We start from the raw sequence: 25,854 nt of genomic DNA on the forward strand, positions 1-25,854 counted from the left end.
CCTCCCGGGGTGCCGGCCTTCGCCGTTTCCTTTTCACCGGATGGGAACTTGGGCTGAACCTTCGACCTCAACTAGAGGGTCAAGGCTCAAACAAGGGACAATGTCAAGTTCCCCGAATAACCGTGTCGGGGCCTGTAGCCTGAATGGGTAGTAGCGCTGCGGCCGGGGGCACAGCGGCAGGGAAGATCGTCGTCGAAAGAGTGGTTAGATACGTGAGCATCGAACGGGGAACAGCTACGCTGGAAGGCGCTGGGCTCGATCTGGAAGACGCCGTCATGGGGCCCACGGGCCGCCCCCACCGCGAATTCCCGGAACCTGCCCCGCTTGCCTCCCATGGTCCGGCGCGGGTCATCGCCATGGTCAACCAAAAAGGTGGTGTCGGTAAAACAACGTCCACCATCAACCTCGCGGCTGCGCTCGCAGAGTATGGCCGGCGTGTCCTGCTGGTGGACTTTGATCCGCAGGGTGCTTTGTCGGCTGGGCTCGGGGCCAATCCGCACGAACTCGACCTCACCGTCTACAACGTCCTCATGGACCGCAAGGTGAACATCCGGGACGCCATCCAGCAAACCGGGGTGGAAGGCGTGGACCTCCTTCCGGCCAACATCGACCTCTCCGCTGCGGAAGTTCAGCTCGTCAACGAGGTTGCACGGGAGCAGGTCCTGGATCGCGCACTTAAGAACGTCGAAGACGATTACGACGTCGTACTCATTGACTGCCAGCCCTCCTTGGGGTTGTTGACTGTCAATGCGCTCACGGCAGCCCATGGCGTCATCATCCCCTTGATCTGCGAGTTCTTCGCTCTGCGTGCAGTGGCCCTGCTGGTGGAAACCATCGAGAAAGTCCAGGACCGCCTGAACCCGCGCCTGCAGGTCGACGGCGTCCTGGCCACCATGTACGACGCCCGGACACTCCACAGTCGCGAGGTCATCTCCCGTCTGGTGGAAGCTTTCGGTGACAAGGTGTTCGAGACGGTCATCAAGCGCTCCATCAAGTTCGCGGACGCCACGGTGGCCGCGGAGCCGATCACCAGCTACGCGGGCAACCACATCGGCGCCGATGCCTACCGCCGTCTGGCCAAGGAACTCATTTCGCGCGGCGGCGCACCCTAACGGACAGTGGGACTGTCTGTTGCCCCCGCCCGTGACGCGGCGGCCGGGGCGAAAACGCCCGACGCCGGAACCTCCGAGGCGCCCAAGGCGGGCTTTGAGGTCCGGCTGGCCAACTTCACCGGCCCGTTCGACCTCCTTCTTGGCCTGATTTCCAAGCACAAACTGGACATCACGGAAGTGGCGTTGGCTACCGTCACCGATGAGTTCATCAAGTACATCCGCCGACTCCAGGAGCTGGGGGAGGACTGGGCGCTCGATGAGGCCAGCGAATTCCTGGTGATTGCCGCGACGTTGCTTGACCTGAAGGCAGCCCGGCTCCTGCCCGCAGGAGAGGTGGAGGACGCCGAGGACATAGCGCTCCTGGAAGCAAGAGACCTCTTGTTCGCCCGACTCCTGCAGTACAAAGCGTTCAAGCAAGTCGCCGCCATCATGGGCGAAACCCTGGAGCAGGAAGGCCGGAGGTACCCCAGACAGGTGGCCCTTGAGGCGCACTTCGCAGCGATGCTTCCCGAACTCGTGTGGCGGCACTCGCCCGAGCAATTCGGCGAGCTGGCAGCCAAGGCGCTCAAGCCCAAGGACGAGGCTCCTGCCGAAGTGAGCCTGGGTCACCTTCACGCCCCACCTGTCAGCGTTAGGGAGCAGGCAGGAATCATGGGACACCGGCTGAAGCTCGGAGCGCCCTTGTCCTTCCAGGCCTTGGTCGGGGATGCGGAGACCACGTTGGTGGTGGTGGCGCGGTTCCTGGCCCTGTTGGAAATGTTCCGTGACCGGGTGGTGGCCTTCGAACAGCCCGAACCTTTGGGCGAGTTGATGGTGCGGTGGACCGGCGACGACGCTGAATGGGACAGCTCAAGCTTGAGCGAGGAATATGAGGCTGGCAGAAATGAATGAAGAAGCAGGGGCCAATGACGGGCTTGCGGAGCTGGAAGAGCTGCCTGGCGGTGCCCGGGCTGCCTTGGAAGCGGTCCTGATGGTCATTGACCAGCCCGCGACGTCCGAAGAGCTGGCCGCCGGGCTTAACGTTACCGTCGCCGTCGTCGAGGATTTGCTGCATGAGCTGCAGCGGGAGTATAGCGGCTATACTGTTAAAGCCCCGGACGTGGATGCTGTCGGCTTTGCCGGTTCCAGCACTGCACCCCGGGGTTTTGAATTGCGGAACGTCGCCGGCGGGTGGCGGATCTATTCACGGTCGGATTTCGCCGACATCGTGGGAAGGTTCGTCCTCGAAGGGCAGACCGCCAGGCTTACCCAGGCGGCGCTTGAAACGCTGGCGGTCATTGCTTACCGGCAACCGGTCTCCAGAGCCCGGGTTTCCGCCATTCGCGGCGTCAATGTCGATTCTGTGGTCAGGACCCTCACCCAGAGGGGTTTGATAGAGGACTCCGGAACGGACCCCGAATCCGGGGCTGTCCTGTACCGGACCACCTCGTATTTCCTGGAACGCATGGGCATTGGATCGGTGGCTGAACTGCCACAGCTCTCGCCACACCTTCCAGGCCTGGAAGGAATAGACGAGTACTACGACGCAAGCCGGATGTAGCCACGTGCTCCTGCGGCCGTGCGATACAACTTCATACTGATTTTCGGCACCTTAGCAAGGTGCACAGCGACAAGGGGCAGACGATGTCTGCCCGGCTGGCTAGTGTTGATTGCAGCACGGAAAGCCGGCCATTACTACACAAGGACGGGTCATGACACAGGCGGGACGCCAGAGTTCACCACGTAACGGTTCGGGACGCAACAGCTCCGGACGCAATGAAGCCAAGGGCGGCGCGGGCCGCTCCACCAGCGGCGGCTTTTCCGGCCGCAGCGCCGGCGCAGGCAAGCGCAACTTCAAGCAGGGGGAGGGGCGCCCCTTCAAAGCGTCGAAGCCCCGCGAAGCCGCGCCCTTCGATCCTGACAACCCCACGACGGCCGCCGACTACAACCGCGGCGAGGCATCGCGTTCTGCCAAGCCGTTCCGTAAGCCCGGCTCCAACAAGCCAGGCTTCGGCAAGGCCCCGGGCACACCGGGCGCCCTGAAGCCCAAGCCGAAGCAATCCAAGCAGTTCGGGTCAAAGGCTTTCGGCAGCGAACGTTTTGGCCAAAACCTTGGCCCGGTCCGGAAGCCGGGACGCAATCGTGGACCCCGCCAGGAAGTTCCGCAGTCTGAACTTCACGACGCCGACGGCGTTCGGCTGCAGAAGGTCATGGCACAGGCCGGCGTTGCTTCCCGCCGCGTGTGCGAGGAAATGATCCTCGAAGGCCGCGTTGAAGTGGACGGGGTTGTCACCACCGAACTCGGAATGCGCGTTGATCCCACTGCTGCCGTGATCCACGTTGACGGCATCCGGATCCAGCTGGACGAGACCCTGGTCTACATGGTGTTCAACAAGCCCAAGGGTGTTGTCTCCACCATGGAGGATCCTGAGGGCCGCCCGTGCATCAGCGACTTCCTCAAGAACAACAAAAACAAGGGCGAACGCCTGTTCCACGTCGGCCGCCTTGACGTCGCCACCGAGGGACTGCTGCTGCTGACGAACGACGGCGAACTCGCCAACCGTTTGACTCACCCGTCCTACGAGGTACCCAAAACGTACCTGGTCCAGGTCCGTGGTCCCTTCCCCCAGGGCGTCGGCACCAAACTGAAGAACGGCGTTGAGCTTGAAGACGGCATGGCAGCCGTGGACTCCTTCCGCCTGGTCGATTCCACCCCTGGCCACGTCCTGATCGAAGTTGTCCTCCACTCCGGAAAGAACCGTATTGTGCGCCGCATGTTCGACGCCGTAGGTTTCCCCGTTGAACGGCTGGTCCGCGTCAAGGTTGGTCCCATCGGCCTGGGTGACCAGCGCCAGGGAAGCATCCGCAACCTCGGCAGGCAGGAAGTCGGACACCTCCTGGCATCTGTGGGGCTCTAAGGCATGTCTGCATTCGGTACGCACGGCCGGGGCCACCTTGATGGCCCGGTCGTCGTTCTCGGCACAGGCCTGCTGGGAGCCAGCATCGGTCTCGGCCTGCGCGGCCGCGGGGTCCCGGTCTTTCTTTTCGATCCCTCGCCCACCAACCAGGCGGTCGCGGTGGACATCGGGGCGGGCCGGCCTGTGGCGGAGTTGGACGAACAACCCCAGCTGGTAGTTGTTGCTGCCCCGCCTGACGTAACGGCCGACGTCGTGCAGAAGGCTCTGTCCGATTACCCGGCCGCCGTCGTGGTCGACATTGCCAGCGTCAAAGCGACAATCCTGGCCCAATTGGGCGAGCGTGGAGTGGACCTCGCCCGGTACGTGGGGACACACCCCATGGCCGGGCGTGAAAAGTCCGGGCCGGTTGCGGCCAGGGGTGAACTCTTCACGTCCATGCCGTGGGTCATCTGCCCATCGGAGGAGACGTCCGATGCTGCCGTCCAGGTGGCCCGTTCGCTGGCCGGAGACCTGGGTGCAATCGTTTCCCAGTTCACGGCCGACGAGCACGACGAAGCCGTTGCCCTGGTCTCGCACTTGCCGCAGATCATGTCATCGCTGTTGGCCAGCCGGCTGCAGGGTACGCCCCTGCATGCTCTTTCGCTGGCAGGCAACGGCCTCCGGGACACTACCCGCATCGCCGCCAGTGATCCGACCCTATGGGTGCAGATTCTCGGTGGCAACGCAGACAAAGTAGTGTCCATCCTGCATGGTGTCCGTGAGGACCTGAACCGCCTCATTGGCACGCTGGAAGCGCCGTCGGCACCGGGTGCACGGCTGGACCTTGCCCAGCTGATCAGTGAAGGCAATGCCGGCCAGGCCAGAATCCCGGGCAAACACGGCGGCCCGCCGCAGGCCTACTCGTGGCTCACCATCCTGGTGGATGACAAGCCCGGGCAGATCGCCCAGCTGCTCACGGAGATCGGCGAGATCGGCGTGAACCTCGAAGACCTGCGGCTGGACCACTCGTCGGGACAAAACGTGGGCATGGTGGAGCTTTCCGTGCTTCCCAGCAAGCATGACCTCCTTGTTGAAGCTTTGACCGACCGTGGATGGCGGGTACTCCAGTAATGACACGTGAATTCTTTGGCCCCGAGACGGTCGCACGCCCCGGCAAGCCCCTGGTGATCGCGATCGACGGACCTTCAGGCTCCGGAAAATCGAGTGTCAGCAAGGAAGTTGCCCGACGCTTGAAGCTGGCCTACCTGGACACGGGAGCGATGTACCGTGCCCTGACGTGGTACTGCCTCAAGACCGGAGTGGATCTCCACGACGGCGCGGCCGTGGAGCACGCCTCCAAGACCATTCCCTTGGAGGTGAGCACGAGTGCCTCCAAGGAATACGTGGCCGTGGACGGAACAGATATCACCGATGAGATCCGGGAGCCCCTGATTTCCTCGTCCGTCAGTGCCGTGGCCACCACGCTGGGAGCACGCACCGAACTGATCCGCCGTCAGCGTGAGCTGATTGACCAGCACCACCACCGCATGGTGGTCGAAGGACGCGACATCACCACCGTCGTCGCGCCCAATGCCGAGGTCCGCATGCTCCTGACCGCCAGCGAGGAAGCCAGGCTCCGGCGTCGTGGTATCCAGTTGGGCGGCACCCAGAGCAAGGAACAGCTTGCTGCCCAGGTGATCCAGCGCGACGCCAAGGACTCCACGGTGGTGAACTTCACCCAGGCCGCCGATGGCGTGGTGACCCTCGATTCCTCGGACCTCGATTTCGAGGAAACCGTGGACACCGCACTGGCGATTGTCAGCAAGGTCATCTATGGCGACTGAAACCAAGCTGCCGGCCGCATGGACGCGCCTGTGGAGCCGCCCGGTGGGGTGGATCCTGGACCACGTGCTCTACCGGACCGAGGTATCGGGCAAGAGCAACGTGCCCGCAGCCGGGCCGGTGGTTTTCGCCGCGAACCACATCAGTTTCCTGGACGGTCCCGTGATGTTCGGGGCCGCGCCGCGGCCCATGCACATCCTGGTCAAGAAGGAGATGTTCACGGGCTTCCTGGGCAAGGTCCTCACGGGCTCTGGCCAGATTCCGGTGGACCGGACCGGTGACCGCACCGCCCTGCACCTCGGCAAGCAACTGCTCGACGACGGCCGTTGCGTCGGGATTCTTCCTGAAGGAACCCGGGGGAGCGGTGCCGCGGAAAGCATCAGCAACGGTGTTGCCTGGCTCGCCATCAACTCCGGAGCCACAGTCATTCCGGTCGCCATCCTCGGAACCCGGCAGGGCGACGAGCACCGCGACCATATCCCCAAACTGCGCCGCAAGCTCCATGTCAGCTTTGGCGAACCCATCACGGTGAAGCGCCGGAAGGGCGAACCGGGGCGTGTTTCAATGGACAGGGCGGCCGCGGAAATCCGCGAAGCCCTGGCCGGACACGTCCAGGACGCCATCCGGGCCACGGGCCAGGGCCTACCCGCGGAGCCTGTGCCCGCGACGCCCACCCGGCAGCACCGCCCATCAGAAGTAGCCGGGACGCCGGCAGACCACCACTAAGGAAAGTGCAATGAGCGATACGACTCAAAAATCCGGACTCCACGGAGCCGGCGACGACGAATACACGCCCACCGGCACCGACCAGGTGGCTGAAAACCTGGCTGCCTTGGACGACGACGAGGCGGAGCTGCGTGCTGCCACCCTCCGGGCCGGCCTGGACGACTACGAACTCGACGACGAAGACGCCGCGCTGCTCAGCGGTGAGTACGGCGACGAAGGCGAGGAAGGTCCCCTCAAGCTGGACCCGGTCTTGGCCATCATCGGGCGTCCGAACGTCGGCAAGTCCACCTTGGTCAACCGAATCCTTGGCCGCCGCGAAGCCGTCGTGGAAGACACTCCCGGCGTCACCCGCGACCGCGTCATGTACTCGGCCCGCTGGAACGGCCGCAACTTCACCCTGGTGGACACCGGGGGATGGGAACACGACGCCAAGGGCATCCACGCCCGGGTAGCCGAACAGGCCGAAATGGCCGTTGAGCTCGCCGACGCCGTTCTCTTCGTGGTGGACTCTGCCGTTGGTGCTACTGCCACCGATGAAGGCGTCATGAAGATGCTTCGCAAGAGTAAGAAGCCCGTCATCATGGTCGCCAACAAGGTGGACGACTTTGCACAGGAAGCCGATTCCGCCGCGCTGTGGGGTCTGGGTTTCGGTGAACCGTACCCGGTATCTGCCCTTCACGGCCGTGGTGTCGCCGACCTCCTCGACCACGTCATGGATACCCTGCCCGAGTACTCCCTGGTGGAGGGCGTAGAGCGCTCAGGCGGTCCGCGCAGGATTGCCCTGATCGGACGGCCGAACGTCGGCAAGTCCTCGTTGCTGAACAAGCTTGCCGGATCCGAACGTGTTGTCGTGGACCCGCTGGCCGGCACCACACGTGATCCCGTCGACGAGTTCATCGAGCTCGGCGGGCGCACCTGGCGCTTCGTGGACACCGCAGGTATCCGCCGCCGCCAGCACATGGCCCAAGGAGCCGATTTCTACGCTTCCTTGCGTACGCAGGCCGCGCTCGAAAAGGCGGAGGTCGCCGTCGTCCTTCTTGCTGTCGACGAAGTCCTCAGTGAGCAGGACGTCCGCATCCTCCAGCTGGCCATTGAGTCCGGCCGCGCGTTGGTCCTGGCGTTCAACAAGTGGGACCTGCTGGACGACGAACGCCGCCGGTACCTCGAGCGCGAAATCGAGCAGGACCTGGCGCACGTCGAGTGGGCACCCCGCGTTAACATCTCTGCCAAGACCGGCTGGCACAAGGACCGCCTTGTTCCCGCGCTGGACACAGCCTTGGAGAGCTGGGACCGCCGCATCCCCACGGGACGCCTCAACGCATTCCTGGGTGAACTGGTGGCAGCCCACCCGCACCCCGTCCGTGGTGGAAAGCAGCCGCGCATCCTCTTCGGTACCCAGGCTTCCAGCCGTCCGCCCAAGTTCGTGCTGTTCACCACCGGCTTCCTGGACCCGGGATACCGTCGCTTCATCACCCGCCGCCTCCGCGAAACGTTCGGCTTTGAGGGCACGCCCATCGAAGTCAGCATGCGCGTACGCGAGAAGCGGGGCAAGAAGCGCTAAGTGAGACGCGCATCACAGCCCACTTTGGCTGTGATGGCGTCTTCGACCTCCAACTTCGTGTAAGCTTTTGGAGGTGGTTCGGCCGGACTGCTTAGGTGGGACTCTTCGGAGGAAAACCTGGGCGGAGAACGGTGGAACCAGCGGGCTGTAGCGCAGCTTGGTAGCGCACTTGACTGGGGGTCAAGGGGTCGCAGGTTCAAATCCTGTCAGCCCGACCAAAAAGGCCGGAATTACGTGGAAACACGTAATTCCGGCCTTTGGTCGTTAAACCCTCGAGCGGTCCCAGGCCTGTTCGGCAAGCCCGCCGTTCAGGGCGGGGCTCGCACGAACAGGCCCGCTGAGTGGCTAAACCTTCTGGAGCGCCCCGAGCGCCCTCACCAGGGGCTCAAGTTCGGGTACAGCCTCAGCGGCCTCGAGGGCTGTAGCCAGGGTTTCGTCATGGACGGGCTTGGCGGCTTCCAGGAGCTTTTGCCCGGCCGATGTCAGCTCCGTGTAGATCCCGCGCCGGTCGTCGGCGCACAGAATGCGGGTCAACAGCCCGCGATCTTCCAGCCGGTTGACCAGGCGGGTCGTGGCGCTGCTGGAGAGGGCAGTGGCGCGGGCGAGTTGCTGCATCCGCATGTGCCAACCGTCCTGCCGGCTCAGGGCATCCAGGACGGTGTACTCCACAACCGAGAGTTCATTGGAGGACTGGAGTGCCTTCTCCAGTTCCGCCTCAATGCTTCCGTGCAGGGCGGCAAGGGTACGCCAGCCCTGTGCCCGTACTTCTACGGCGTCATCCTTGATGCCCATGTCTGCTGTGCTCCTGCCTTGATTGAGTCGATCGCGACGCATCCAAAAGTAGTTGCTTGCGCAAGTACCTAGCGTGTGCAACTATATATAAAGCGTCTGCAACTATTATTCTACGGTTCCCGGCGGCGCACTTCCACTTCCCCAGGGGAACCACCCTATGAAGGAGTTCCACATGCCCGCAGGGTTGATTGCCCTTGCCCTCGGCGGATTCGGTATCGGTCTGACCGAATTCGTGATCATGGGCCTTTTGCCGGAAGTTGCCGCCGACTTCCAGGTCAGTGAGGCTTCGGCCGGCTGGTTCATTTCCGGCTATGCCCTCAGCGTGACGGTTGGCGCCCTCCTGGTGACTGCCGCCGTGACCCGGCTTCCACGCAAGCCAGTGCTCATGGGCCTGCTTGTATTGTTCATCGCAGGCAATTTCCTCTCAGCCATAGCCGACTCCTACACGGCCATGTTGATCGGACGCATTGTGGCAGCGCTGTGCCACGGCGCCTTCTTCGGCATCGGTTCGGTGGTGGCCGCAAGCCTCGTACCTGCCCACAAAAAGGCAGGCGCCATTGCGATCATGTTCACTGGGCTGACGGCTGCCAACGTCCTGGGCGTTCCTTTCGGAACCCTGCTGGGACAGCACTTCGGCTGGCGTTCCACATTTTGGGCCATTACCGCCATTGGTGTCGTTGCGCTGCTGGGCATCGCACTCATGGTTCCCAGGGACAGCGCCGGGCCCGCGAAGGGTCTTCGCAGCGAACTGGGGGCCTTTGCGTCCGGCCAGGTGTGGCTTTCCATCATCGTGACCATCCTCGGATTCGGCGGCATGTTCGGAGCGTTCACTTACATCGCCTTCACGCTCACCGAAGTCTCCGGCTTTGAGTCCAGCGCGGTGCCTTGGCTGTTGGTGCTCTTCGGTGGAGGCCTTTTCGCGGGTAACTTCCTGGGTGGCAAAGCCGCTGACAAAGCCTTGGACAAGTCGCTCATCGTCATTCTTGCCGGACTTGTGGTGGTTTTGGTCTTCTTCGCCCTTACAGCCTCCAGCAGCATTGCCACGTTGGTCTCCCTGGCACTGATGGGCGGGTTCGGGTTCGCGACCGTTCCGGGCCTCCAAATGCGTGTCATGCACTTTGCCTCCACGGCGCCCACGCTGGCATCAGGTGCGAACATCGGCGCATTCAATCTTGGCAATGCGCTGGGCGCCTGGCTTGGCGGTGTCACTATTTCAGCCGGTCTCGGATACACCTCGCCCATTTGGGCCGGCGCTGCGATCACTGTCGCCGCCCTTCTGGTCATGCTGGCAGCAGCTGCAGCAGCCAAGCGCGGGGGAGTGGCGGCACCCACGGCGCCGTCCGACGTCGAACGCGAACCCCGCAGGGCCACTGTCGCCTAAAGCGCGGACTATGTAGGAGGCCCGTCGCGGAACACCCGCGGTGGGCTTCCCGGCGTTCGGGCGCCAGGGGCCGGGCTCTGTACTTTGTGTTCGGCGCGATCATGGAAAAGACCCATCGGGCGCAGGGGAAATGTGCATATACTTTCAGCGGTGGCCAGCTGTGCAGGCCGCCGTCGAGGTTCGTCATTGTCCCGATGAAAGGCCACCCGTGAGCAATATTCCAGAAGAACTTTCCTACACCGCAGAGCACGAGTGGGTCACCGCTCCGGATGCCGATGGCGTTGTGCGGATTGGCATCACCGATTTCGCGCAGGACGCATTGGGTGATGTGGTGTACGCACAGATGCCGGAACCGGGCACCAAAGTCACCGGCAACGAGGTTGTCGGGGAGGTCGAATCCACCAAGAGCGTCAGTGATATCTACGCTCCGGTTACCGGTGAGGTCATCAATCGCAATGATGCCCTGGACACGGATCCCGCTCTGATCAACTCGGACCCGTACGGCGAAGGCTGGCTTATTGAAGTAAAGCTTGCAGAACCTGACGCAGTGGATTCCCTGCTCAGTGCATCGGAGTACGAACAACAGGTAGGCTAAAGTTATCTGGCCCGCCCGGCTGTTTTCCCATCTCAGGGAAAGTGGGCGGACGGGCCAGCAACCGATTTGCCCGGCGGTACCGGGACGCGGAAGTGGCTGGCAGGGTCTGGGACTGCCAGCGGATGAGGAGGAAATTCCATGGTTGGCGGCGACAAGAACCAAGCCAATGTCGGGAACGGCGCGGAGGAACAGCCGACGTCGGAGACCACCTCGATCAGCATCACGCCAACATGGGACGAGCCAAGCATTGCCCCCAAGTTGGCTCCTGAAGAGCGTGCATCCGTGGACGCACTCCCGCCGAACTCGGCTTTGCTCATTGCGCACAGCGGTCCCAATGCCGGAGCCCGCTTCCTGCTCGATGCCGATACGACGACTGCTGGCCGGCATCCTGACGCGGACATTTTCCTCGACGATGTCACGGTCTCCCGCAAGCACGTGCAGTTCATCCGCACGGCGTCGGGCTTCGAACTCGTGGACATGGGCAGCCTCAACGGCACCTACGTCAACCACGACCGCGTTGACCGAGTGCAGCTCAAGAGCGGCAACGAGGTTCAGATCGGCAAGTTCCGGTTGACCTACTACATCAGCCCTGTCCGCCCTGCAGGCCAAGTCTGACGGGGAACCTGCCTGTGGCTATTGCCCAGCCGGACCGTCGCGGACCGCAGGTCCTGAACATCGGGGAAGTCCTGGCGCAGCTCAGCGATGATTTCCCTGGGATGACCGCGTCCAAAATCCGTTTCCTCGAGGAAAAAGGACTCATCAATCCGAAGAGGACCCCTGCCGGCTACAGGCAGTACGCGGACAGCGACGTCGAGCGCCTCCGATTTGTGCTTGCCCTCCAGCGTGACCAGTACCTGCCCCTCAAAGTGATCAAGGACTACCTTGACGCCATCGACCGGGGCGAACGGCCGGACAACCTTCCTCCGGGTGTCACCGTTTCCCCGAGGGCGGTCTCTGCGGAGATGGCAGCAGAAGTGCAGGGCCGTGCCCGTGCGCTCACGGAGGAGCAACTGCGCGCAGAGTCCGGTGCCAGCGTGCCGCTGCTGGAATCGCTCCTCAGTTTCGGACTGATCTCCCACGTCGGTGGCAAGTTCGATGAACACGCCCTGCAGGTGGCCAGGGCTTGTGTCCAGTTGGAAGGTCACGGACTGGAGCCACGGCACCTTCGTCCTTTCCAGGCTGCCGCCGAACGGGAGTTCGGCTTGGTGGAAAGAGCGGTCGCGCCTTTGACGTCGAGGCGTGATGCGGCATCGCAGGCCCGGGCTGCCGAGGCTGCGCGTGAGATCAGCGATCTCTGCCTTACCCTGCACAGGGCTCTGGTCCACGACCGAATCTCGCGGATGGACAGCTGATGATAGAAGTCGAAATCGTCGGAGTACGGATTGAACTGCCGTCGAACCAACCCTTGGTGCTTCTGCGTGAGCTTAACGGTGAGCGGCACGTGCCGATCTGGATCGGCACTCCCGAAGCCAGTGCCATCGCCCTCGCCCAGCAGGGTGTGGTCCCGCCGAGGCCCATGACGCATGATCTCCTGATCGACGTCGTGGAATCCCTGGGCCACACGATCATCAGCGTGAACATTGTCGCCGTAGAGGACAACATCTTTTACGGCCAACTCCAGTTCGACGACGGCACGGTAGTCAGCTCGCGCGCTTCGGACGCTCTTGCCTTGGCTTTGCGGGCGAAGTGCCGTATTTGGTGCGCCGACGCCGTAATGGAAGAGGCAGGCGTCCGGATCACCGAACATGATGAAGGGGAGGACTCCGAACCCGATCCCACGGTGGACGAAGAGCGTGAAATGCGCCGGTTCCGCGAGTTCCTCGATGACGTCGAGCCTGAAGATTTTGAAGGTTGAGCCACCCTCAACCTAAAGTTGAGGGTGAAAGTTTCGACACGACAGGATTTTGGGGCCGGGGTCTTTGACCTCGGCCCTTCGCGGGCCTAACGTCGAAGTATCAAGTTCCCGTTGCATACACTGCCCGCGCAAGTCACACTGGAAGGTGCCGACTTGCGGGAATTACACTGCTGCATTTTGCCGTTGTATCAGAGTGTGCACCGTCCCCAAGGGAGCTGACAACAAGGAGGTCACGTGAGTCCGAAAGGCGAAGCAGGCGAGCTGAAGCAGTCCTCTGCCGGCATTGCTGCGCCCGCATCCGGCGCCCAAGGTCTACTCTTCACAGAGGATCTTCCCGTGTTGGACGAGGACGCGGGCTACCGCGGCCCGACCGCGTGCAAAGCAGCAGGCATCACGTACCGCCAGCTGGACTACTGGGCACGAACGGGCCTTGTCGAGCCCGCTGTTCGCGGCGCGGCCGGCTCCGGATCACAACGGCTTTATGGATTCCGCGACATCCTGGTCCTGAAAGTGGTCAAGCGGCTCCTTGACACCGGTGTCTCCCTCCAGCAGATCCGAACCGCGGTTGAACACCTCCGCGAGCGTGGAGTGGAAGACCTCGCTCAGATCACTCTTATGAGCGACGGCGCCAGTGTTTACGAATGTACTTCCGCGGATGAGGTCATTGACCTTGTACAAGGCGGGCAAGGCGTCTTCGGCATAGCCGTTGGGCGCGTATGGCGCGAAGTGGAGGGCAGCTTGGCTGCCCTGCCCAGTGAGCATGCCGCCGAGCAGTCCTTTCCCGACGACGAGTTGAGCAAGCGCCGCGTCGCACGCCGCATCGGTTAGGCACCGCCCCCTAAACGTGAAGAAAGCCTCGTCCCTGCCAGGGGCGAGGCTTTCTGCTGTGGAGGTGTATGGTGAACGCCGGTGCCGGTCAGCGTTGGCGACGGTCCCTGACGGAGCTTTGGCCCTCAAGGAGGCTTTCAAGAAGGGCGTCGAACAGTTTGGCGGCATTCTTGGCCGAATCTCCCGGCCAGTGGTGGACCGAGTGGGCCGCACCCTGGATCTGCTGCCAGTTGGCTTGTTCCGGGATGTGCGGGGTCAGCAACAGCTCTCCGAACATGGATTCCATTTCGGCCAGGCGGAAGGTGTGCTCTGCCGATCCGGTGCGTACACGGTTGGCGACGATCCCCGCCGGGGCCAGGTTGGGGGCAAATTCCTGGCGGAACAGCTGAATGGCCCGCATGGTCCGTTCGGTGCCCGCAACGGAGAAAAGACCGGGTTCGGCCACGAGGACCACGCGGTCGCTGGCGCTCCAGGCCATGCGCGTCAGTCCATTCAACGAAGGAGGGCAGTCCACCAGAACCAGGTCGTAGTTGGTGGCTCCGGCCAGTACAGCTGACAGCCTGCGGAGGTCACGGCGGCCAAGGTCCGGCCGGTCGTAGATCCCGGTGAAAGCCGAACCTACGGCGACGTCCAAAGTGCCGTCGCTGGAGCCATTGGAAACCCAGCTGCTGCCGGCGACGTTGTCCTGGAGCCTGGCGCGCCGGGGGCTTTTCAGCATCCGGCCGATGTCTTGCTGGGAACCTGGCTGAACTCCAAGTGCGGTCGTGGCGTCGGCGTGGGGATCGAGGTCCACCACCAAAGTAGGGATGCCGGCTGCGAGGGCCGCTGACGCCAGACCGGTGGTCACGGACGTCTTTCCCACTCCACCTTTGAGGCTGCTGATGCTGACTACTTGCACTTGAAAACCCAAAACCTAACGCCGGTTGCCGTATCGCGCTCCTTCGGCTCCGGAATGCCTGGAGCCGGGGCTTGCCGAAGCCCCCACAACATCATATGGTGCTTCGGCGCCGAATCCCGCTTTCTACGCGCCCGGCCCCGGGAATCGAGGTGTCATTAGCACGGCGTCGTTTCGCGCGCACGCATATACCGTCCAGATGACGAATCCATTGTGATGGTTGCCACAAAGATTTGTGTTTGATGCTGGCGGCACTACACACTGTGACCACCGACCGATCCACCCGCAATGATGCAGGAGAAGTATGTTTTCGAAAATTCTGGTGGCCAATCGCGGAGAAATCGCGATCAGGGCGTTTCGCGCTGGTTATGAACTGGGCGCCAAGACCGTAGCCGTCTTTCCGCACGAGGACCGTAACTCGATCCACCGGCAGAAAGCCGACGAAGCTTACCTGATCGGCGAGGTGGGCCACCCCGTCCGTGCGTACCTGGACGTCGAGGAGGTTGTCCGCGTCGCCAAGGAAGCCGGCGCAGACGCCATTTACCCTGGCTACGGGTTCCTGTCCGAAAACCCGGACCTCGCCCGCGCCGCGAAGGCGGAAGGCATCACGTTCGTGGGTCCTCCGGCGGAAGTGCTGGAACTGGCAGGTAACAAGGTTGCCGCCCTGGAGGCTGCGCGGAAAGCCGGCGTTCCCGTCCTGAAGTCCAGCAAGCCGTCCAAAGATCTGGATGAACTTATTGCGGCGGCGGAGGAGATCGGCTTCCCCATCTTCGCCAAGGCGGTAGCCGGCGGTGGCGGCCGCGGCATGCGGCGCGTCGAGACGCGCGAAGCACTGCCCGAAGCCCTGCAGTCGGCCATGCGCGAAGCGGACGCCGCCTTTGGCGACCCCACCATGTTCCTTGAGCAAGCCGTGCTTCGTCCCCGCCACATCGAAGTTCAGATCCTGGCCGATGCCGAAGGCAACGTCATGCATCTGTTCGAACGTGACTGTTCGTTGCAGCGCCGCCACCAGAAAGTGGTGGAAATTGCCCCGGCGCCGAACCTGGACGAAAACATCCGGCAGGCGCTCTACCGCGACGCGGTCGCATTCGCCAAAGCACTGAACTACGTCAATGCCGGAACCGTCGAGTTCCTGGTCGACACCGAAGGCGAGCGTGCCGGCCAGCACGTCTTCATCGAAATGAACCCCCGTATCCAGGTGGAGCACACAGTCACCGAGGAAATCACCGACGTCGACTTGGTGCAGGCCCAGATGCGCATCGCCTCGGGGGAGACCCTGGCAGATCTGGGATTGAGCCAGGAGTCCGTGTCCATCAAGGGCGCAGCCCTGCAGTGCCGCATTACCACGGAAGACCCTGCCAATGGCTTCCGCCCCGACGTCGGCAAGATCACCGGTTACCGTTCTGCCGGTGGTGCCGGTGTAAGGCTCGACGGCGGTACGGTCTACTCAGGTGCCGAGATCAGCCCCCACTTTGACTCGATGCTCGTGAAGCTGACCTGCCGCGGCCGTGATTACCCCGCTGCCGTTGCACGTGCCCGCCGTGGCCTTGCCGAGTTCCGTATCCGCGGTGTCTCCACCAACATCCCCTTCCTGCAAGCTGTCCTTGCAGACCCGGACTTCAACGCCGGCAATGTCGCCACGGACTTCATCGACAAGCGCCCCGAGCTGCTCAAGTCCCACATCTCCGCAGACCGGGGCACCAAGCTCCTGACCTGGCTCGCCGACGTTACGGTGAACAAGCCCAACGGCGAACTGCCCGTCCACACGGACCCTGCCAGCAAGCTGCCGGTGATAGATGGGCCCGTCCCCACCTCGGGTTCGCGTCAGCGTTTGCAGGAGCTCGGGCCGGAGGGCTTTGCCAAGGCCTTGCGTGAGCAGAACGCCCTGGCAGTCACTGACACCACGTTCCGGGATGCCCACCAGTCGCTGCTGGCAACCCGTGTCCGCACCCGTGACCTCGTGGCTGCGGGACCGGCCGTGACGGCGCTGCTTCCCGAGCTGCTTTCCGTTGAGGCCTGGGGTGGTGCCACCTACGACGTCGCCCTCCGCTTCCTGGGCGAAGATCCTTGGGACCGTTTGGCAGCGCTGCGCAAGGCCCTGCCGAACACCTGTATCCAGATGCTTCTGCGCGGGCGCAACACCGTCGGGTACACGCCCTACCCGGAAGTGGTGACCGAAGCCTTCGTCAACGAGGCCGCGGCCACCGGCATCGACATTTTCCGTATCTTTGACGCCCTCAACGACGTCAACCAGATGGCCCCCGCCATCCGGGCCGTGCGGGCAACGGGAACGGCCGTAGCCGAGGTGGCCCTGTGCTACACCGGCAACCTCCTGGATCCCAACGAGGACCTCTACACGCTGGACTACTACCTGGACCTGGCCCAGAAGATCGTCGACGCCGGTGCACACATCCTCGCGATCAAGGACATGGCCGGCCTCCTGCGCCCGGCCGCTGCGGCCAAACTGGTTACCGCGCTGCGTGAGCGGTTCGACCTGCCTGTGCACCTCCACACGCACGACACCGCTGGTGGCCAGCTGGCCACACTCTTGGCGGCCGTGGACGCAGGCGTTGACGCCGTTGACGTTGCTGCTGCTTCTCTGGCTGGAACCACCAGCCAGCCTGCGGCTTCCGCTTTGGTGGCTGCCCTCGCGAACACTCCGCGGGACACGGGCCTCAGCCTGGAAAACGTCGGTGCCATGGAGCCCTACTGGGAAGCCGTCCGACGCGTCTATGCACCGTTTGAATCCGGTCTTCCCGGTCCCACGGGTCGCGTCTACCAGCACGAGATCCCCGGCGGTCAGCTGTCCAACCTCCGCCAGCAGGCAATTGCGCTGGGGCTTGGCGAGCAGTTCGAGGCCATCGAGGACATGTACACGGCAGCGGACCGCATTCTCGGCCGCCTCGTGAAGGTCACACCGTCCTCCAAGGTGGTGGGCGATCTCGCCCTGCACCTTGTTGGCCTGAACGCGGATCCCGCGGACTTCAACGAGAACCCGCAGAACTACGACATTCCGGACTCTGTCATCGGCTTCCTCTCCGGTGAGCTCGGCGATCCTCCCGGTGGTTGGCCTGAGCCCTTCCGCACCAAGGCTCTCCAAGGCCGCAGTGTGAAGGTCCGCGATGTGGAGATCAGCCCCGAGGACAGCGAGGCCCTCAAGGGCGATTCGAAGACGCGCCAGCAGACGCTGAACCGCCTCCTCTTTGCCGGTCCCACCAAGGACTACCTGAAGAGCGTGGAAACTTACGGGAACGTCTCCGTGCTTGACACCCGCGACTACCTTTACGGTTTCCAGCACGGTGAAGAGCACGTCATTGAGCTGGAAAAGGGTGTTCGCCTTATTGCCCAGCTCGAGGCCGTGTCAGAAGCCGACGAGAAGGGCATGCGCACGGTCATGTGTACGCTCAACGGCCAGTCCCGCCCGGTGGTTGTCCGTGACCGTTCCGTGGTGAGCAACGTCAAGGCTGCAGAGAAGGCCGACCCCGCCCAGCCCGGGCAGGTCGCAGCGCCGTTCGCCGGCGCCGTGACCGTCACCGTCAAGGCAGGTGACACCGTCAAGGCCGGCGACACCGTGGCCACCATCGAGGCGATGAAGATGGAAGCTTCCATTACGACGCCGGTGGCGGGCACCGTTTCGCGCCTGGCCATCTCGGCTGTGGAGCAGGTGCAGGGCGGTGACTTGTTGCTGGTAGTCAGCTAACGGTCCGCACCGCAAAAGGAACCCCTCCCGGACTTGGTCCGGGAGGGGTTCCTTTTGCTTTCGTGCCTTGGCGCAGGCGCTGCCGGCTACGACGCGCGCGGAGCGGAATACATTTCCTCGATCACTGCGTCAAAGTCCTTCATGACCTGGGCGCGCTTGACCTTCAGGGACGGTGTGAGGTGGCCGGAGGCTTCTGTGAAGTCCGCCGGGACCACGCGGAAGGACTTGATGGCCTCGGCCTGGGACACCGACTGATTTGCCTTGCTGATCAGTTCCTGCACAGCAGCCTTCACGACGGCGTTCTCGGTGGCCTCTTCCAAGGTCGTGGTCGAAGGCAGGCCGTGGCGTTCCAGCCAGCCAGGCAAGGCTTCTTCATCCAGGGTGACCAGGGCGCCGATGAACGGACGGTTGTCGCCTACCACCAGAACCTGCGAGACCAGGGCGTCGGAGCGGATTTGGTCTTCCAGCAGGGCGGGCACCACATTCTTGCCGCCGGCCGTGACGATGATTTCCTTCTTGCGGCCGGTGATCTTCAGGAAGCCGTTGCTGTCCAGTTCGCCGATATCGCCGGTGCGGAACCAGCCATCCTGAGTGAACGTCTCTTCGGTGAGGTCCGGGCGCTTGTAGTAGCCGCGCATGACGCAGACGCCCTTGGCGAGAATTTCGCCGTCGTCCGCAATTTTGACCGAGTTCCCCGGCAGGGGAGCCCCTACGGTTCCGATCCTGATCATGGAAGGGGTATTGACGGAAATGGGAGCCGTGGTTTCGGTGAGTCCGTAGCCCTCGAGGATCTGCAGTCCGATGCCTTGGAAGAAGTGGCCCAGGCGTTCGCCCAGGGGGCCGCCACCGGATACCGCATGGGCGACGTGTCCACCCATGGCCGCCCGAAGCTTTCCGTAGACCAGTTTGTCGAACACGGCGTGCTTGATCTTCAGGCCGAGGCCGAGGCGTCCGTCCTGGCGTGCCTTGGAGTACGCGATCGCAGTGTCGACGGCCCGGTGGAAGATGGCGCCCTTGCCACCGTCTTCGGCCTTGGTCAGTGCTGAGTTGTAAACCTTCTCGAAAACACGCGGGACAGCGAGGATGAACGTGGGCTGGAAGCTTTGGAGGTCGCCCAGCAGGTTCTTGATGTCCGGGGTGTGGGCCACCTGGACGCCACCGGCCACGGCCAGGACGGAGATGAAGCGGGCAAAAACGTGGGCCAGCGGCAGGAACATGATGGTCTTGCCGGACTCGTTGATGATCTCTGGCAGGGAGGCCCGCGCATTCTCGGAGAGTTCCACGAAGTTGCCGTGCGTCAGCTCGCAACCCTTCGGCCTGCCCGTGGTGCCGGAGGTGTAGATGATGGTGGCCACATCCCTCAGGCCGGCGGCGGAGCGGCGGGACTCAAGTTCGTCGTCGGGAACCCCTGCGCCGGCGGCGCGCAGGGCATCGAGGCCGGCGCCTTCGAGCTGCCACACATTGGCGACGGAGGCAATGTCCTCCGCGACAACCGCCTGCCGGATGATGTCCTCATGGTGGGCGGATTCGCCGAACGCAGCTACGGCGCCCGAGTCTCCGAGGTTCCAGGCAACCTGCGACGGCGATGACGTTTCGTAGATGGGGACGGACACGGCTCCGGCAAACCAGATCGCGAAGTCCACCAAGGACCATTCGTAGCGCGTCCTGGACATGATTCCCACCCGGTCGCCCTGGCCGACACCGCTGGCGATGAGCCCTTTTGCCAGCGCTCGGACGTCTTCCAGGAACTCCGTGGCCCGAATGTCCTTCCACTGGCCGCTGCTGTCCAGTTTGGAGAACAGCGGTGGGTTGGAGGCCTTTCCCGCCTCCCGAAGCACGAAGTCCGTGATGTTGGTTTCAGGGGAGATGTTCACGAGGGGAGGAACACTGATTTCACGCACGGTAGCTCCTTTGATATCCACGGGCCGCGAGGGGCTTCTTTTCACTCTAGTATGCCCGCTCGCAGAGGTGTGTTCTATTTCACCTACTCGCGAGTAACTTTACGGATTCAGCATCATTTCAAGCAACTCGGGGACTTCCGGCGCCCTCGATGCCGGGGCGCAGCGGCTGGCGGAATAGGATGAGGGGATGCCCGCATTCCGGTCCAGCACCCGCGTAAACTCCAGGCCCCCGGCCGCCGCATGGAAGGACGTTCCATGGGCTGCCCGGCGAAGCCACCTCGGCCGCAGGGGACTGGCCATCGGGATCGACATCGGGGGCACCAAAGTGGCAGCCGGCGTGGTGGATGCCGAGGGCAGGGTCCTTGCCGAAGCCCGGAGGTCCACTCCCGGGGCCGATCCGCGGGCCGTGGAACAGACCATTGTGGAGCTCGTGGACGAACTCAGCGCCGGTCACCGCGTCGCTTCGGTGGGCATAGGCGCCGCCGGTTGGATGGACCTCGACGGCGGTACGGTGCTGTTCAGCCCGCATCTCGCCTGGCGAAATGAGCCCCTGAGGGCCAGCCTGCAGAAACTGCTCAGGCGCCCGGTCCTTCTTACGAACGATGCCGATGCCGCAGCGTGGGCGGAATGGCGCTTCGGAGCAGGACACGGCGAGAGCCGCCTCGTGTGCATCACCTTGGGCACGGGCATTGGTGGTGCCATGGTGATGGATGGCCGGGTTGAGCGGGGCCGATACGGTGTGGCCGGCGAATTCGGTCACCAGATCATCTTCCCTGGTGGTCACCGCTGCGAATGCGGCAACCGTGGATGCTGGGAACAGTACGCTTCCGGAAATGCGCTGGGCCGTGAAGCCCGACAGCTCGTCAGGACCAATTCACCCGAAGGCCGGGCGTTGCTGGAACGTGCCGGAGGGATTGCGGAGAACATTACGGGTGCGGCAGTCACTGCCCTCGCCCTTGCCGGTGATGTCACATCCCGGGAGTTGCTGGCGGACCAAGGTGAATGGCTGGGCCTGGGCCTTGCCAACCTCGCCGCTGCCCTGGACCCAGGCATGTTCGTGATCGGCGGCGGGCTGTGCGATGCAGGAGAGCTGTTGGCAGGACCTGCCCGCGACTCCTTTGCCAAAAACCTCACAGGCCGAGGATTCCGGCCCATGGCAAGGATTGAACTCGCTGCCTTGGGTCCTCGGGCCGGCATGATTGGTGCCGCCGACCTGTCGCGTGTCAGCGGAAGGACGCACAGCTAACGCCACTGAGAACCACCCGGCGTCGGCACTTAGATGCGGGCGCCGTCGTCGTCCTCGTTCTTCTCCTGCGGAAGCCTCATGATGAGGAAGACCACCGACGCCACAAAGGCGGCAACGATTCCGAGGATGGCTGCCAGCGGAGCTGACCGCCAGAACATGGCGGTGAAGAGCAACGCGATGGGACCACCCACAGCGCCAACCCACGCCAACATCGTCAAGGGTTCGGTACCGGCCAGGCTCGGCGGCTCCTCCGGGACGAACGGTTCCTCGTCGTCGTCCACCTCAAAGTCGCGAGGGCCCAGCCGGCGGCCTTGTTCATCGGCGGCAGCATCAGGTGAGGGCACTGCAGAAGGCGCCGACAGGCCCAGCGGGTCGAAGTCGCTGAAGCTCTTCCCGGCTCCTGGCTTTGGTTGTCCGGCCTCCGCGACATCCGGTTCCGGTTTGTCGGGAGCGGATTGCGTCGCTTCCAGTCGCGCTACCAGATCCTGCCACACGGCGTCGTCGTCCTTGTTGGCGCTCTGGTCGGCTGAGTTGGGATCAGGCCTGTTCATGGGCTGCATCCTTATCGGGGGAGGGCCCGTGCCCGGCCAAGGCAGCTACGGTCTGGTGGATGAAGTCGACAGTACCGGAGAAGATTTCGGGTGCGTCATTGTCCAGCGTGGCGACGTGGTGGCTGTTGTGGAGGTAGTTGATCTCCACCGGGGCCTGCACGCGGGAGCGCAGGAATTCCAGGCTGGCGTTGGATATCACGTTGTCCACTGTGGACTTGTAGACGCGCACGGGTGCCGTGATACGTGGCAGGATCATGGCGGTGTTTTTGTACATCTTCTTGAGCTCGTGGGCCGCGGCGACGGGGGTTCGAGCGTAGGCGCCTTCGTCCTGGTCCGGTTTGAGGATGTCGTTTGCGATGGCCGGAGTCGTCTTCACCACGTACTTAAGCGCGGCAACAATGACGGCCCGTGGATCGTCCAGCACAAGTCCGGGATTGACCACCACTGTTCCCGCAACAGGCCGCGTGGCTGCTATCCGCAAGGCCAAGGTGCCGCCCATGGACAGACCCGCAGCGAAGACGTACTCGCATTCGGCCGCCAATTCAAGGTAGGCGTCATCGACCGCGCGGTGCCATTCCTGCCACGAGCGCTTGGCCATATCCTGCCAAGTAGTGCCGTGACCGGGCAGCAACGGAAGCCTCACGGCGTAACCGGCAGCGGCCAGATGCTCAGCCCAGGGCCTCACGCTGTGGGGGCTTCCAGTGAAGCCATGCGACATGACCACACCAACGCGCGGACCAGTTCCGCTCCAGTTGCTAAGGAACGGTGAGAAATCCGGGAGCATTTTCATGATGACTCCGAGGCTACTCTGTGATGGGCATGTTGGCGGAAAAATGCCGCGGATTCTTCGAAAATGGTCGGCGCGTCAACATCCAGGGTGGCCACATGCCCGCTGTGCGGAAGGGTCACAACTTTCAGACGCGTCGCGTCAATGTTCTTGCGGATGGTATCCACCGAGCTGGGAGGAATAACGCCATCCACCGTCGACTTGAAGACCAGGGTCGGTGCCTTCACGTGCGGCAGTCCCCGGGTGGCGGACCGAAACAGTTTCTTGAGCTCATGCACGGCCGTGAGGGGTGTCTTCGAGTAGTCGCCTGCCTCGGTCAACACTGGTGCTGCGGAGTCTTCCACGATGGGCTCGGTGGTCCGCATGACGTATTTCAAAGCACCGACGTACTTCACGCGCCGGTCGTAAAAGCTAAGGCCCGGATTGACCAACACCACACCTGGGACGTCGTGAAGGGAGGCCAGCCGAAGGACTACGGCTCCGCCCATCGACAGGCCGGCAACGAAGCAGCTTTCAGTGGTGGCCGCGAGTTCCAGGTAGCTGTCTTCGAACGCGTTATACCAGTCCTGCCACCGCGTTGTGGCGAGATCCTGCCAGCTGGTGCCGTGACCTGGCAGGAGGGGAAGTGTTACAGCAAAACCCTGCGCGGCCAGGTACTCAGCCCACGGAAGCATGCTCAAAGGGCTGCCCGTGAAGCCGTGACAGATCGCCACCCCTGTTGAGGCGTTCGGTCCGTGTCCGGCGTAGTGGAAAGCGGTCGCTGCTGGTGGGTTGCGTTCCGTCATGCGTTCCATCGTGTCACTGTTCCGGATATTTCTCACTGGAGTAGGGTTGCAGTTGAGTGCCGGCCGGTGGTGCCGGAAGCATGCCAGCCAACGGCCGTGAGAGGACAAGCGTGTTCTATTGGGTCATGAAGAGGATCTTTCTGGGTCCAATCCTCAAGCTCCTGTTCCGTCCCTGGGTCAAAGGCCTGGACAATGTTCCCGAGAACGGGGCGGCAATCCTGGCATCGAACCATCTGTCCTTCTCGGACTCCATTTTTCTTCCCTTGATGGTCCGTCGTCCCGTGATTTTCCTCGCCAAGTCGGAATACTTCACCGGCAAAGGGCTGAAAGGCCGGCTCACAGCGCTGTTCTTCAGGCTGAGCAATCAGCTCCCCATGGACCGTTCCGGAGGGGCGGCCTCAGAGATGTCACTGCAGGCGGGCAAGGACGTGCTCACCTCCGGTGGCCTCCTGGGAATCTACCCCGAGGGCACGCGGAGCCCGGACGCCAAGCTCTACCGTGGCAAAGTGGGGGTTGCCAGGCTGGCACTGCAGACCCGCGTCCCGGTGGTCCCCGTTGCCATGATCGGAACCGAAAAAGTCCAACCCATCGGCAAAAGACTCCCTAACATCCGCCGCATCGGGATCATCTTCGGACAGCCGCTGGACTTCAGCCGCTACTACGGAATGGAAGAGGACCGTGGCGTTCAGAGGGCGGTTACGGACGAAATCATGTATGAACTGATGCGCCTCTCCGGCCAGGAATACGTGGACGAATATGCTGCCGTGGTCAAAGCCAGGCTCGCCGGCAAGGGCCCGGAGCCGCTCCACAAGCTTGAGGGTACGGAAGAGGCCACGAACGACATCGCAGAAGACAGGGACGAACCCCGCGCCGACGGCCAGTGAACACATGGAAACTGTGACGCAACCGGCAGCATCAGTTACGCCTCCAGTGCCTCAACCCTGCCCGGGGCCACTACTCTTGAAGGGTGACTGAGCTTACCGCAAACACCGCACTTCCCACCGCAGATCCACTCGCCAGCACCGCCCAGAGCGGAGCAGCAAACTATCCCGGACTCGACGCATGGCGCGAGCTGCCGATTTCGCAGCAGCCAACGTGGTCGGATGCAGAGGTCTTCAAGGCCTCCGTCAAGGAACTTTCCATCGTTCCGCCGCTGGTCTTTGCGGGAGAAGTCGATGTCCTGAGGGAGCGCCTGGCGGCTGCGGCACAAGGCAAAGCGTTCCTGCTCCAGGGTGGTGACTGCGCGGAAACGTTCGAGGCTGCCACGGCAGACAAGATCAGCGCTCGCGTCAAGACCATCCTGCAGATGGCAGTCGTGCTGACGTACGGCGCCGCTATGCCCGTGATCAAGATGGGCCGCATGGCCGGACAGTTCGCCAAGCCGCGCTCGTCCAACGATGAGACCCGCAACGGCGTCACACTCCCGGCATACCGCGGCGACATCGTCAACGGATACGACTTCACCCCCGAATCCCGCGCCCACGACGCCGGCCGGATGCTCCAGGCGTACCACACCTCTGCCTCCACGCTGAACCTGATCCGCGCGTTCACGCAGGGTGGTTTCGCCGACCTCCGCCTGGTCCACCAGTGGAACAAGGGCTTCACCGAAAACCCGGCCCACGCGCGTTACGAGTCCCTGGCCCGCGACATCGACCGCGCCATCAAGTTCATGGACTCTTGCGGCGCCGACTTCGAGGCGCTCAAGCGCGTCGAATTCTTTGCCAGCCACGAAGCGCTGCTGCTGGATTACGAGCGCGCCTTGACCCGCATCGACTCCCGCACCGGCTTGCCTTACGACACTTCCTCCCACTTCCTGTGGATTGGCGAGCGGACACGCGAGCTGGATCACGCCCACGTCGACTTCCTCTCCCGTGTGCGCAACCCCATCGGCGTCAAGCTGGGCCCGACCACCAGCGGCGACGACGCCTTGCGCCTGATCGACAAGCTGGACCCGAACCGCGAACCCGGCCGCCTGACCTTCATTACCCGTATGGGTGCGAAGAACATCCGCGAGAAGCTGCCCGCCGTCGTCGAACGCGTTACCGCTTCCGGCGCCCAGGTCCTCTGGGTGACTGACCCGATGCACGGGAACACCGTGACCTCGCCCAATGGCTACAAGACCCGCAACTTCGACGACGTCATTGACGAAGTCCGTGGCTTCTTCGAAGTGCACCACTCGCTGGGTACAGTCCCGGGTGGCCTGCACGTGGAGATGACCGGCGACGACGTCGCGGAATGCCTCGGTGGTGCGGACCCGATCGACCAGGACGCATTCCTGGACCGCTACGAGTCCGTGTGCGACCCGCGCCTGAACCACATGCAGTCGCTGGAGATGGCCTTCCTGGTAGCCGGAGCCCTTTCCAAGCGGTAGGTGGTCCACCGAACACACACCATAAGGGCGCGGCCCGGGTTTCCCCGGGC

The 25,854-nt window shown here is 63.3% G+C and carries 24 protein-coding genes and 1 tRNA gene; 19 read left to right on the plus strand and 6 right to left on the minus strand.

Annotated elements, in window-relative coordinates; translation table 11 throughout:
* Nucleotides 1-212: 212 nt before the first annotated feature.
* The 9 genes from ACFVSI_RS21535 to ACFVSI_RS21575 all read left to right on the plus strand — a co-directional run bounded on the left by ACFVSI_RS21535 (nt 213) and on the right by ACFVSI_RS21575 (nt 8,335).
* Nucleotides 213-1,112, plus strand: a complete 900-nt coding sequence (locus ACFVSI_RS21535) for a ParA family protein (protein ID WP_144662635.1) — start codon at nt 213-215, stop codon at nt 1,110-1,112.
* Nucleotides 1,113-1,118: 6 nt separating this feature from the next.
* Complete coding sequence (locus ACFVSI_RS21540; RefSeq protein WP_387828372.1) at nt 1,119-2,003, plus strand: segregation and condensation protein A; 885 nt, start codon at nt 1,119-1,121, stop codon at nt 2,001-2,003.
* The gene (locus ACFVSI_RS21545; protein WP_387828375.1) at nt 1,996-2,652 is read left to right on the plus strand and encodes an SMC-Scp complex subunit ScpB; all 657 of its coding nucleotides are present in this window, start codon (nt 1,996-1,998) and stop codon (nt 2,650-2,652) included. Before ACFVSI_RS21540 ends, ACFVSI_RS21545 begins: the two co-directional genes overlap by 8 nt.
* Nucleotides 2,653-2,803: 151 nt before the next feature.
* Nucleotides 2,804-4,009, plus strand: coding sequence for a pseudouridine synthase (locus ACFVSI_RS21550; RefSeq protein WP_387828378.1), 1,206 nt, complete (start codon nt 2,804-2,806; stop codon nt 4,007-4,009).
* Nucleotides 4,010-4,012: 3 nt separating this feature from the next.
* Nucleotides 4,013-5,119 carry a prephenate dehydrogenase gene (locus tag ACFVSI_RS21555; RefSeq protein ID WP_387828380.1) on the plus strand — a complete coding sequence of 369 codons (1,107 nt, stop codon included), beginning with the start codon at nt 4,013-4,015 and terminating at the stop codon, nt 5,117-5,119.
* Nucleotides 5,119-5,832 carry a (d)CMP kinase gene (gene cmk, locus ACFVSI_RS21560; protein ID WP_387828383.1) on the plus strand — a complete coding sequence of 238 codons (714 nt, stop codon included), beginning with the start codon at nt 5,119-5,121 and terminating at the stop codon, nt 5,830-5,832. The genes ACFVSI_RS21555 and cmk overlap by 1 nt, the downstream gene beginning before the upstream one ends.
* Nucleotides 5,822-6,556: a lysophospholipid acyltransferase family protein gene (locus tag ACFVSI_RS21565; RefSeq protein ID WP_387828386.1), complete on the plus strand. Its 735-nt coding sequence runs from the start codon at nt 5,822-5,824 to the stop codon at nt 6,554-6,556. The genes cmk and ACFVSI_RS21565 overlap by 11 nt, the downstream gene beginning before the upstream one ends.
* Nucleotides 6,557-6,566: 10 nt before the next feature.
* Nucleotides 6,567-8,117, plus strand: coding sequence for a ribosome biogenesis GTPase Der (der, locus tag ACFVSI_RS21570; RefSeq protein WP_144662600.1), 1,551 nt, complete (start codon nt 6,567-6,569; stop codon nt 8,115-8,117).
* A 141-nt stretch (nt 8,118-8,258) separates the two neighbouring features.
* A tRNA-Pro gene (locus ACFVSI_RS21575) sits at nt 8,259-8,335 on the plus strand.
* Nucleotides 8,336-8,462: 127 nt separating this feature from the next.
* Here the strand turns inward: ACFVSI_RS21575 and ACFVSI_RS21580 are convergent.
* The gene (locus ACFVSI_RS21580) at nt 8,463-8,909 is read right to left on the minus strand and encodes a MarR family winged helix-turn-helix transcriptional regulator (RefSeq protein ID WP_274258293.1); all 447 of its coding nucleotides are present in this window, start codon (nt 8,907-8,909) and stop codon (nt 8,463-8,465) included.
* Between the two features lie 172 nt (nt 8,910-9,081).
* Here ACFVSI_RS21580 and ACFVSI_RS21585 point away from each other — a divergent pair, with 172 nt between their 5' ends.
* From ACFVSI_RS21585 to ACFVSI_RS21610, 6 genes are all read left to right on the plus strand, one after another.
* Nucleotides 9,082-10,290 carry an MFS transporter gene (locus ACFVSI_RS21585; RefSeq protein ID WP_387828390.1) on the plus strand — a complete coding sequence of 403 codons (1,209 nt, stop codon included), beginning with the start codon at nt 9,082-9,084 and terminating at the stop codon, nt 10,288-10,290.
* Between the two features lie 208 nt (nt 10,291-10,498).
* Complete coding sequence (gene gcvH / locus ACFVSI_RS21590; RefSeq protein ID WP_144662598.1) at nt 10,499-10,885, plus strand: glycine cleavage system protein GcvH; 387 nt, start codon at nt 10,499-10,501, stop codon at nt 10,883-10,885.
* 138 nt (nt 10,886-11,023) lie between these two features.
* Nucleotides 11,024-11,500: an FHA domain-containing protein gene (locus ACFVSI_RS21595; protein WP_144662597.1), complete on the plus strand. Its 477-nt coding sequence runs from the start codon at nt 11,024-11,026 to the stop codon at nt 11,498-11,500.
* Between the two features lie 20 nt (nt 11,501-11,520).
* Nucleotides 11,521-12,237 carry a MerR family transcriptional regulator gene (locus tag ACFVSI_RS21600; protein WP_387828415.1) on the plus strand — a complete coding sequence of 239 codons (717 nt, stop codon included), beginning with the start codon at nt 11,521-11,523 and terminating at the stop codon, nt 12,235-12,237.
* A complete protein-coding gene (locus tag ACFVSI_RS21605; protein ID WP_018779265.1) occupies nt 12,237-12,740 on the plus strand; it encodes a bifunctional nuclease family protein in 504 nt (167 codons plus the stop codon). The genes ACFVSI_RS21600 and ACFVSI_RS21605 overlap by 1 nt, the downstream gene beginning before the upstream one ends.
* 234 nt (nt 12,741-12,974) lie before the next feature.
* Nucleotides 12,975-13,568, plus strand: a complete 594-nt coding sequence (locus ACFVSI_RS21610) for a MerR family transcriptional regulator (RefSeq protein WP_011774391.1) — start codon at nt 12,975-12,977, stop codon at nt 13,566-13,568.
* Nucleotides 13,569-13,656: 88 nt separating this feature from the next.
* On the opposite strand, the gene ACFVSI_RS21615 is transcribed toward ACFVSI_RS21610, so the two are convergent.
* Nucleotides 13,657-14,466 carry a ParA family protein gene (locus ACFVSI_RS21615; RefSeq protein ID WP_387828396.1) on the minus strand — a complete coding sequence of 270 codons (810 nt, stop codon included), beginning with the start codon at nt 14,464-14,466 and terminating at the stop codon, nt 13,657-13,659.
* A gap of 301 nt (nt 14,467-14,767) precedes the next feature.
* Between ACFVSI_RS21615 and ACFVSI_RS21620 the strand changes: the two genes are divergently transcribed.
* On the plus strand, nt 14,768-18,163 hold the full coding sequence (locus ACFVSI_RS21620; protein WP_387828399.1) for a pyruvate carboxylase: 3,396 nt from the start codon (nt 14,768-14,770) through the stop codon (nt 18,161-18,163).
* 86 nt (nt 18,164-18,249) lie between these two features.
* Here the strand turns inward: ACFVSI_RS21620 and ACFVSI_RS21625 are convergent, their stop codons facing one another.
* Nucleotides 18,250-20,064: an AMP-dependent synthetase/ligase gene (locus ACFVSI_RS21625; RefSeq protein ID WP_387828401.1), complete on the minus strand. Its 1,815-nt coding sequence runs from the start codon at nt 20,062-20,064 to the stop codon at nt 18,250-18,252.
* A 187-nt stretch (nt 20,065-20,251) separates the two neighbouring features.
* On the opposite strand from ACFVSI_RS21625, the gene ACFVSI_RS21630 reads away from it, so the two are divergent.
* The gene (locus tag ACFVSI_RS21630; protein WP_387828403.1) at nt 20,252-21,310 is read left to right on the plus strand and encodes an ROK family protein; all 1,059 of its coding nucleotides are present in this window, start codon (nt 20,252-20,254) and stop codon (nt 21,308-21,310) included.
* Nucleotides 21,311-21,339: 29 nt separating this feature from the next.
* Here ACFVSI_RS21630 and ACFVSI_RS21635 read toward each other — a convergent pair whose 3' ends face one another.
* Genes ACFVSI_RS21635 through ACFVSI_RS21645 form a run of 3 tightly spaced genes read right to left on the minus strand, consistent with a single transcriptional unit; the run spans nt 21,340 to nt 23,433 of the window.
* Nucleotides 21,340-21,861, minus strand: a complete 522-nt coding sequence (locus ACFVSI_RS21635) for a hypothetical protein (RefSeq protein ID WP_387828406.1) — start codon at nt 21,859-21,861, stop codon at nt 21,340-21,342.
* Complete coding sequence (locus ACFVSI_RS21640) at nt 21,848-22,651, minus strand: alpha/beta hydrolase (RefSeq protein WP_387828409.1); 804 nt, start codon at nt 22,649-22,651, stop codon at nt 21,848-21,850. The genes ACFVSI_RS21635 and ACFVSI_RS21640 overlap by 14 nt, the downstream gene beginning before the upstream one ends.
* Nucleotides 22,648-23,433, minus strand: coding sequence for an alpha/beta hydrolase (locus ACFVSI_RS21645; protein WP_387828411.1), 786 nt, complete (start codon nt 23,431-23,433; stop codon nt 22,648-22,650). The genes ACFVSI_RS21640 and ACFVSI_RS21645 overlap by 4 nt, the downstream gene beginning before the upstream one ends.
* 110 nt (nt 23,434-23,543) lie before the next feature.
* Between ACFVSI_RS21645 and ACFVSI_RS21650 the strand changes: the two genes are divergently transcribed.
* Together ACFVSI_RS21650 and ACFVSI_RS21655 are read left to right on the plus strand one after the other, a co-directional pair.
* Nucleotides 23,544-24,317 carry a lysophospholipid acyltransferase family protein gene (locus ACFVSI_RS21650; RefSeq protein WP_387828417.1) on the plus strand — a complete coding sequence of 258 codons (774 nt, stop codon included), beginning with the start codon at nt 23,544-23,546 and terminating at the stop codon, nt 24,315-24,317.
* A gap of 83 nt (nt 24,318-24,400) precedes the next feature.
* Nucleotides 24,401-25,804 carry a class II 3-deoxy-7-phosphoheptulonate synthase gene (locus tag ACFVSI_RS21655; protein ID WP_387828413.1) on the plus strand — a complete coding sequence of 468 codons (1,404 nt, stop codon included), beginning with the start codon at nt 24,401-24,403 and terminating at the stop codon, nt 25,802-25,804.
* The last annotated feature ends 50 nt before the right edge of the window (nt 25,805-25,854 follow it).

The organism is Paenarthrobacter sp. NPDC057981 (assembly GCF_042886835.1).
In the GTDB taxonomy this organism is placed as follows: Bacteria; Actinomycetota; Actinomycetes; order Actinomycetales; family Micrococcaceae; genus Arthrobacter.

Excerpts from the sequence above, each read along its gene's own strand:
- ACFVSI_RS21545 (WP_387828375.1), top strand. The coding sequence starts at position 1,996 with ATGAATGAAGAAGCAGGGGCCAATGACGGGCTTGCGGAGCTGGAAGAG.
- ACFVSI_RS21550 (WP_387828378.1), top strand. The coding sequence starts at position 2,804 with ATGACACAGGCGGGACGCCAGAGTTCACCACGTAACGGTTCGGGACGC.
- ACFVSI_RS21555 (WP_387828380.1), top strand. The coding sequence starts at position 4,013 with ATGTCTGCATTCGGTACGCACGGCCGGGGCCACCTTGATGGCCCGGTC.
- cmk (WP_387828383.1), top strand. The coding sequence starts at position 5,119 with ATGACACGTGAATTCTTTGGCCCCGAGACGGTCGCACGCCCCGGCAAG.
- ACFVSI_RS21565 (WP_387828386.1), top strand. The coding sequence starts at position 5,822 with ATGGCGACTGAAACCAAGCTGCCGGCCGCATGGACGCGCCTGTGGAGC.
- der (WP_144662600.1), top strand. The coding sequence starts at position 6,567 with ATGAGCGATACGACTCAAAAATCCGGACTCCACGGAGCCGGCGACGAC.
- ACFVSI_RS21580 (WP_274258293.1), bottom strand. The coding sequence starts at position 8,909 with ATGGGCATCAAGGATGACGCCGTAGAAGTACGGGCACAGGGCTGGCGT.
- ACFVSI_RS21585 (WP_387828390.1), top strand. The coding sequence starts at position 9,082 with ATGCCCGCAGGGTTGATTGCCCTTGCCCTCGGCGGATTCGGTATCGGT.
- ACFVSI_RS21595 (WP_144662597.1), top strand. The coding sequence starts at position 11,024 with ATGGTTGGCGGCGACAAGAACCAAGCCAATGTCGGGAACGGCGCGGAG.
- ACFVSI_RS21605 (WP_018779265.1), top strand. The coding sequence starts at position 12,237 with ATGATAGAAGTCGAAATCGTCGGAGTACGGATTGAACTGCCGTCGAAC.
- ACFVSI_RS21620 (WP_387828399.1), top strand. The coding sequence starts at position 14,768 with ATGTTTTCGAAAATTCTGGTGGCCAATCGCGGAGAAATCGCGATCAGG.
- ACFVSI_RS21630 (WP_387828403.1), top strand. The coding sequence starts at position 20,252 with ATGCCCGCATTCCGGTCCAGCACCCGCGTAAACTCCAGGCCCCCGGCC.
- ACFVSI_RS21635 (WP_387828406.1), bottom strand. The coding sequence starts at position 21,861 with ATGAACAGGCCTGATCCCAACTCAGCCGACCAGAGCGCCAACAAGGAC.
- ACFVSI_RS21640 (WP_387828409.1), bottom strand. The coding sequence starts at position 22,651 with ATGAAAATGCTCCCGGATTTCTCACCGTTCCTTAGCAACTGGAGCGGA.
- ACFVSI_RS21645 (WP_387828411.1), bottom strand. The coding sequence starts at position 23,433 with ATGACGGAACGCAACCCACCAGCAGCGACCGCTTTCCACTACGCCGGA.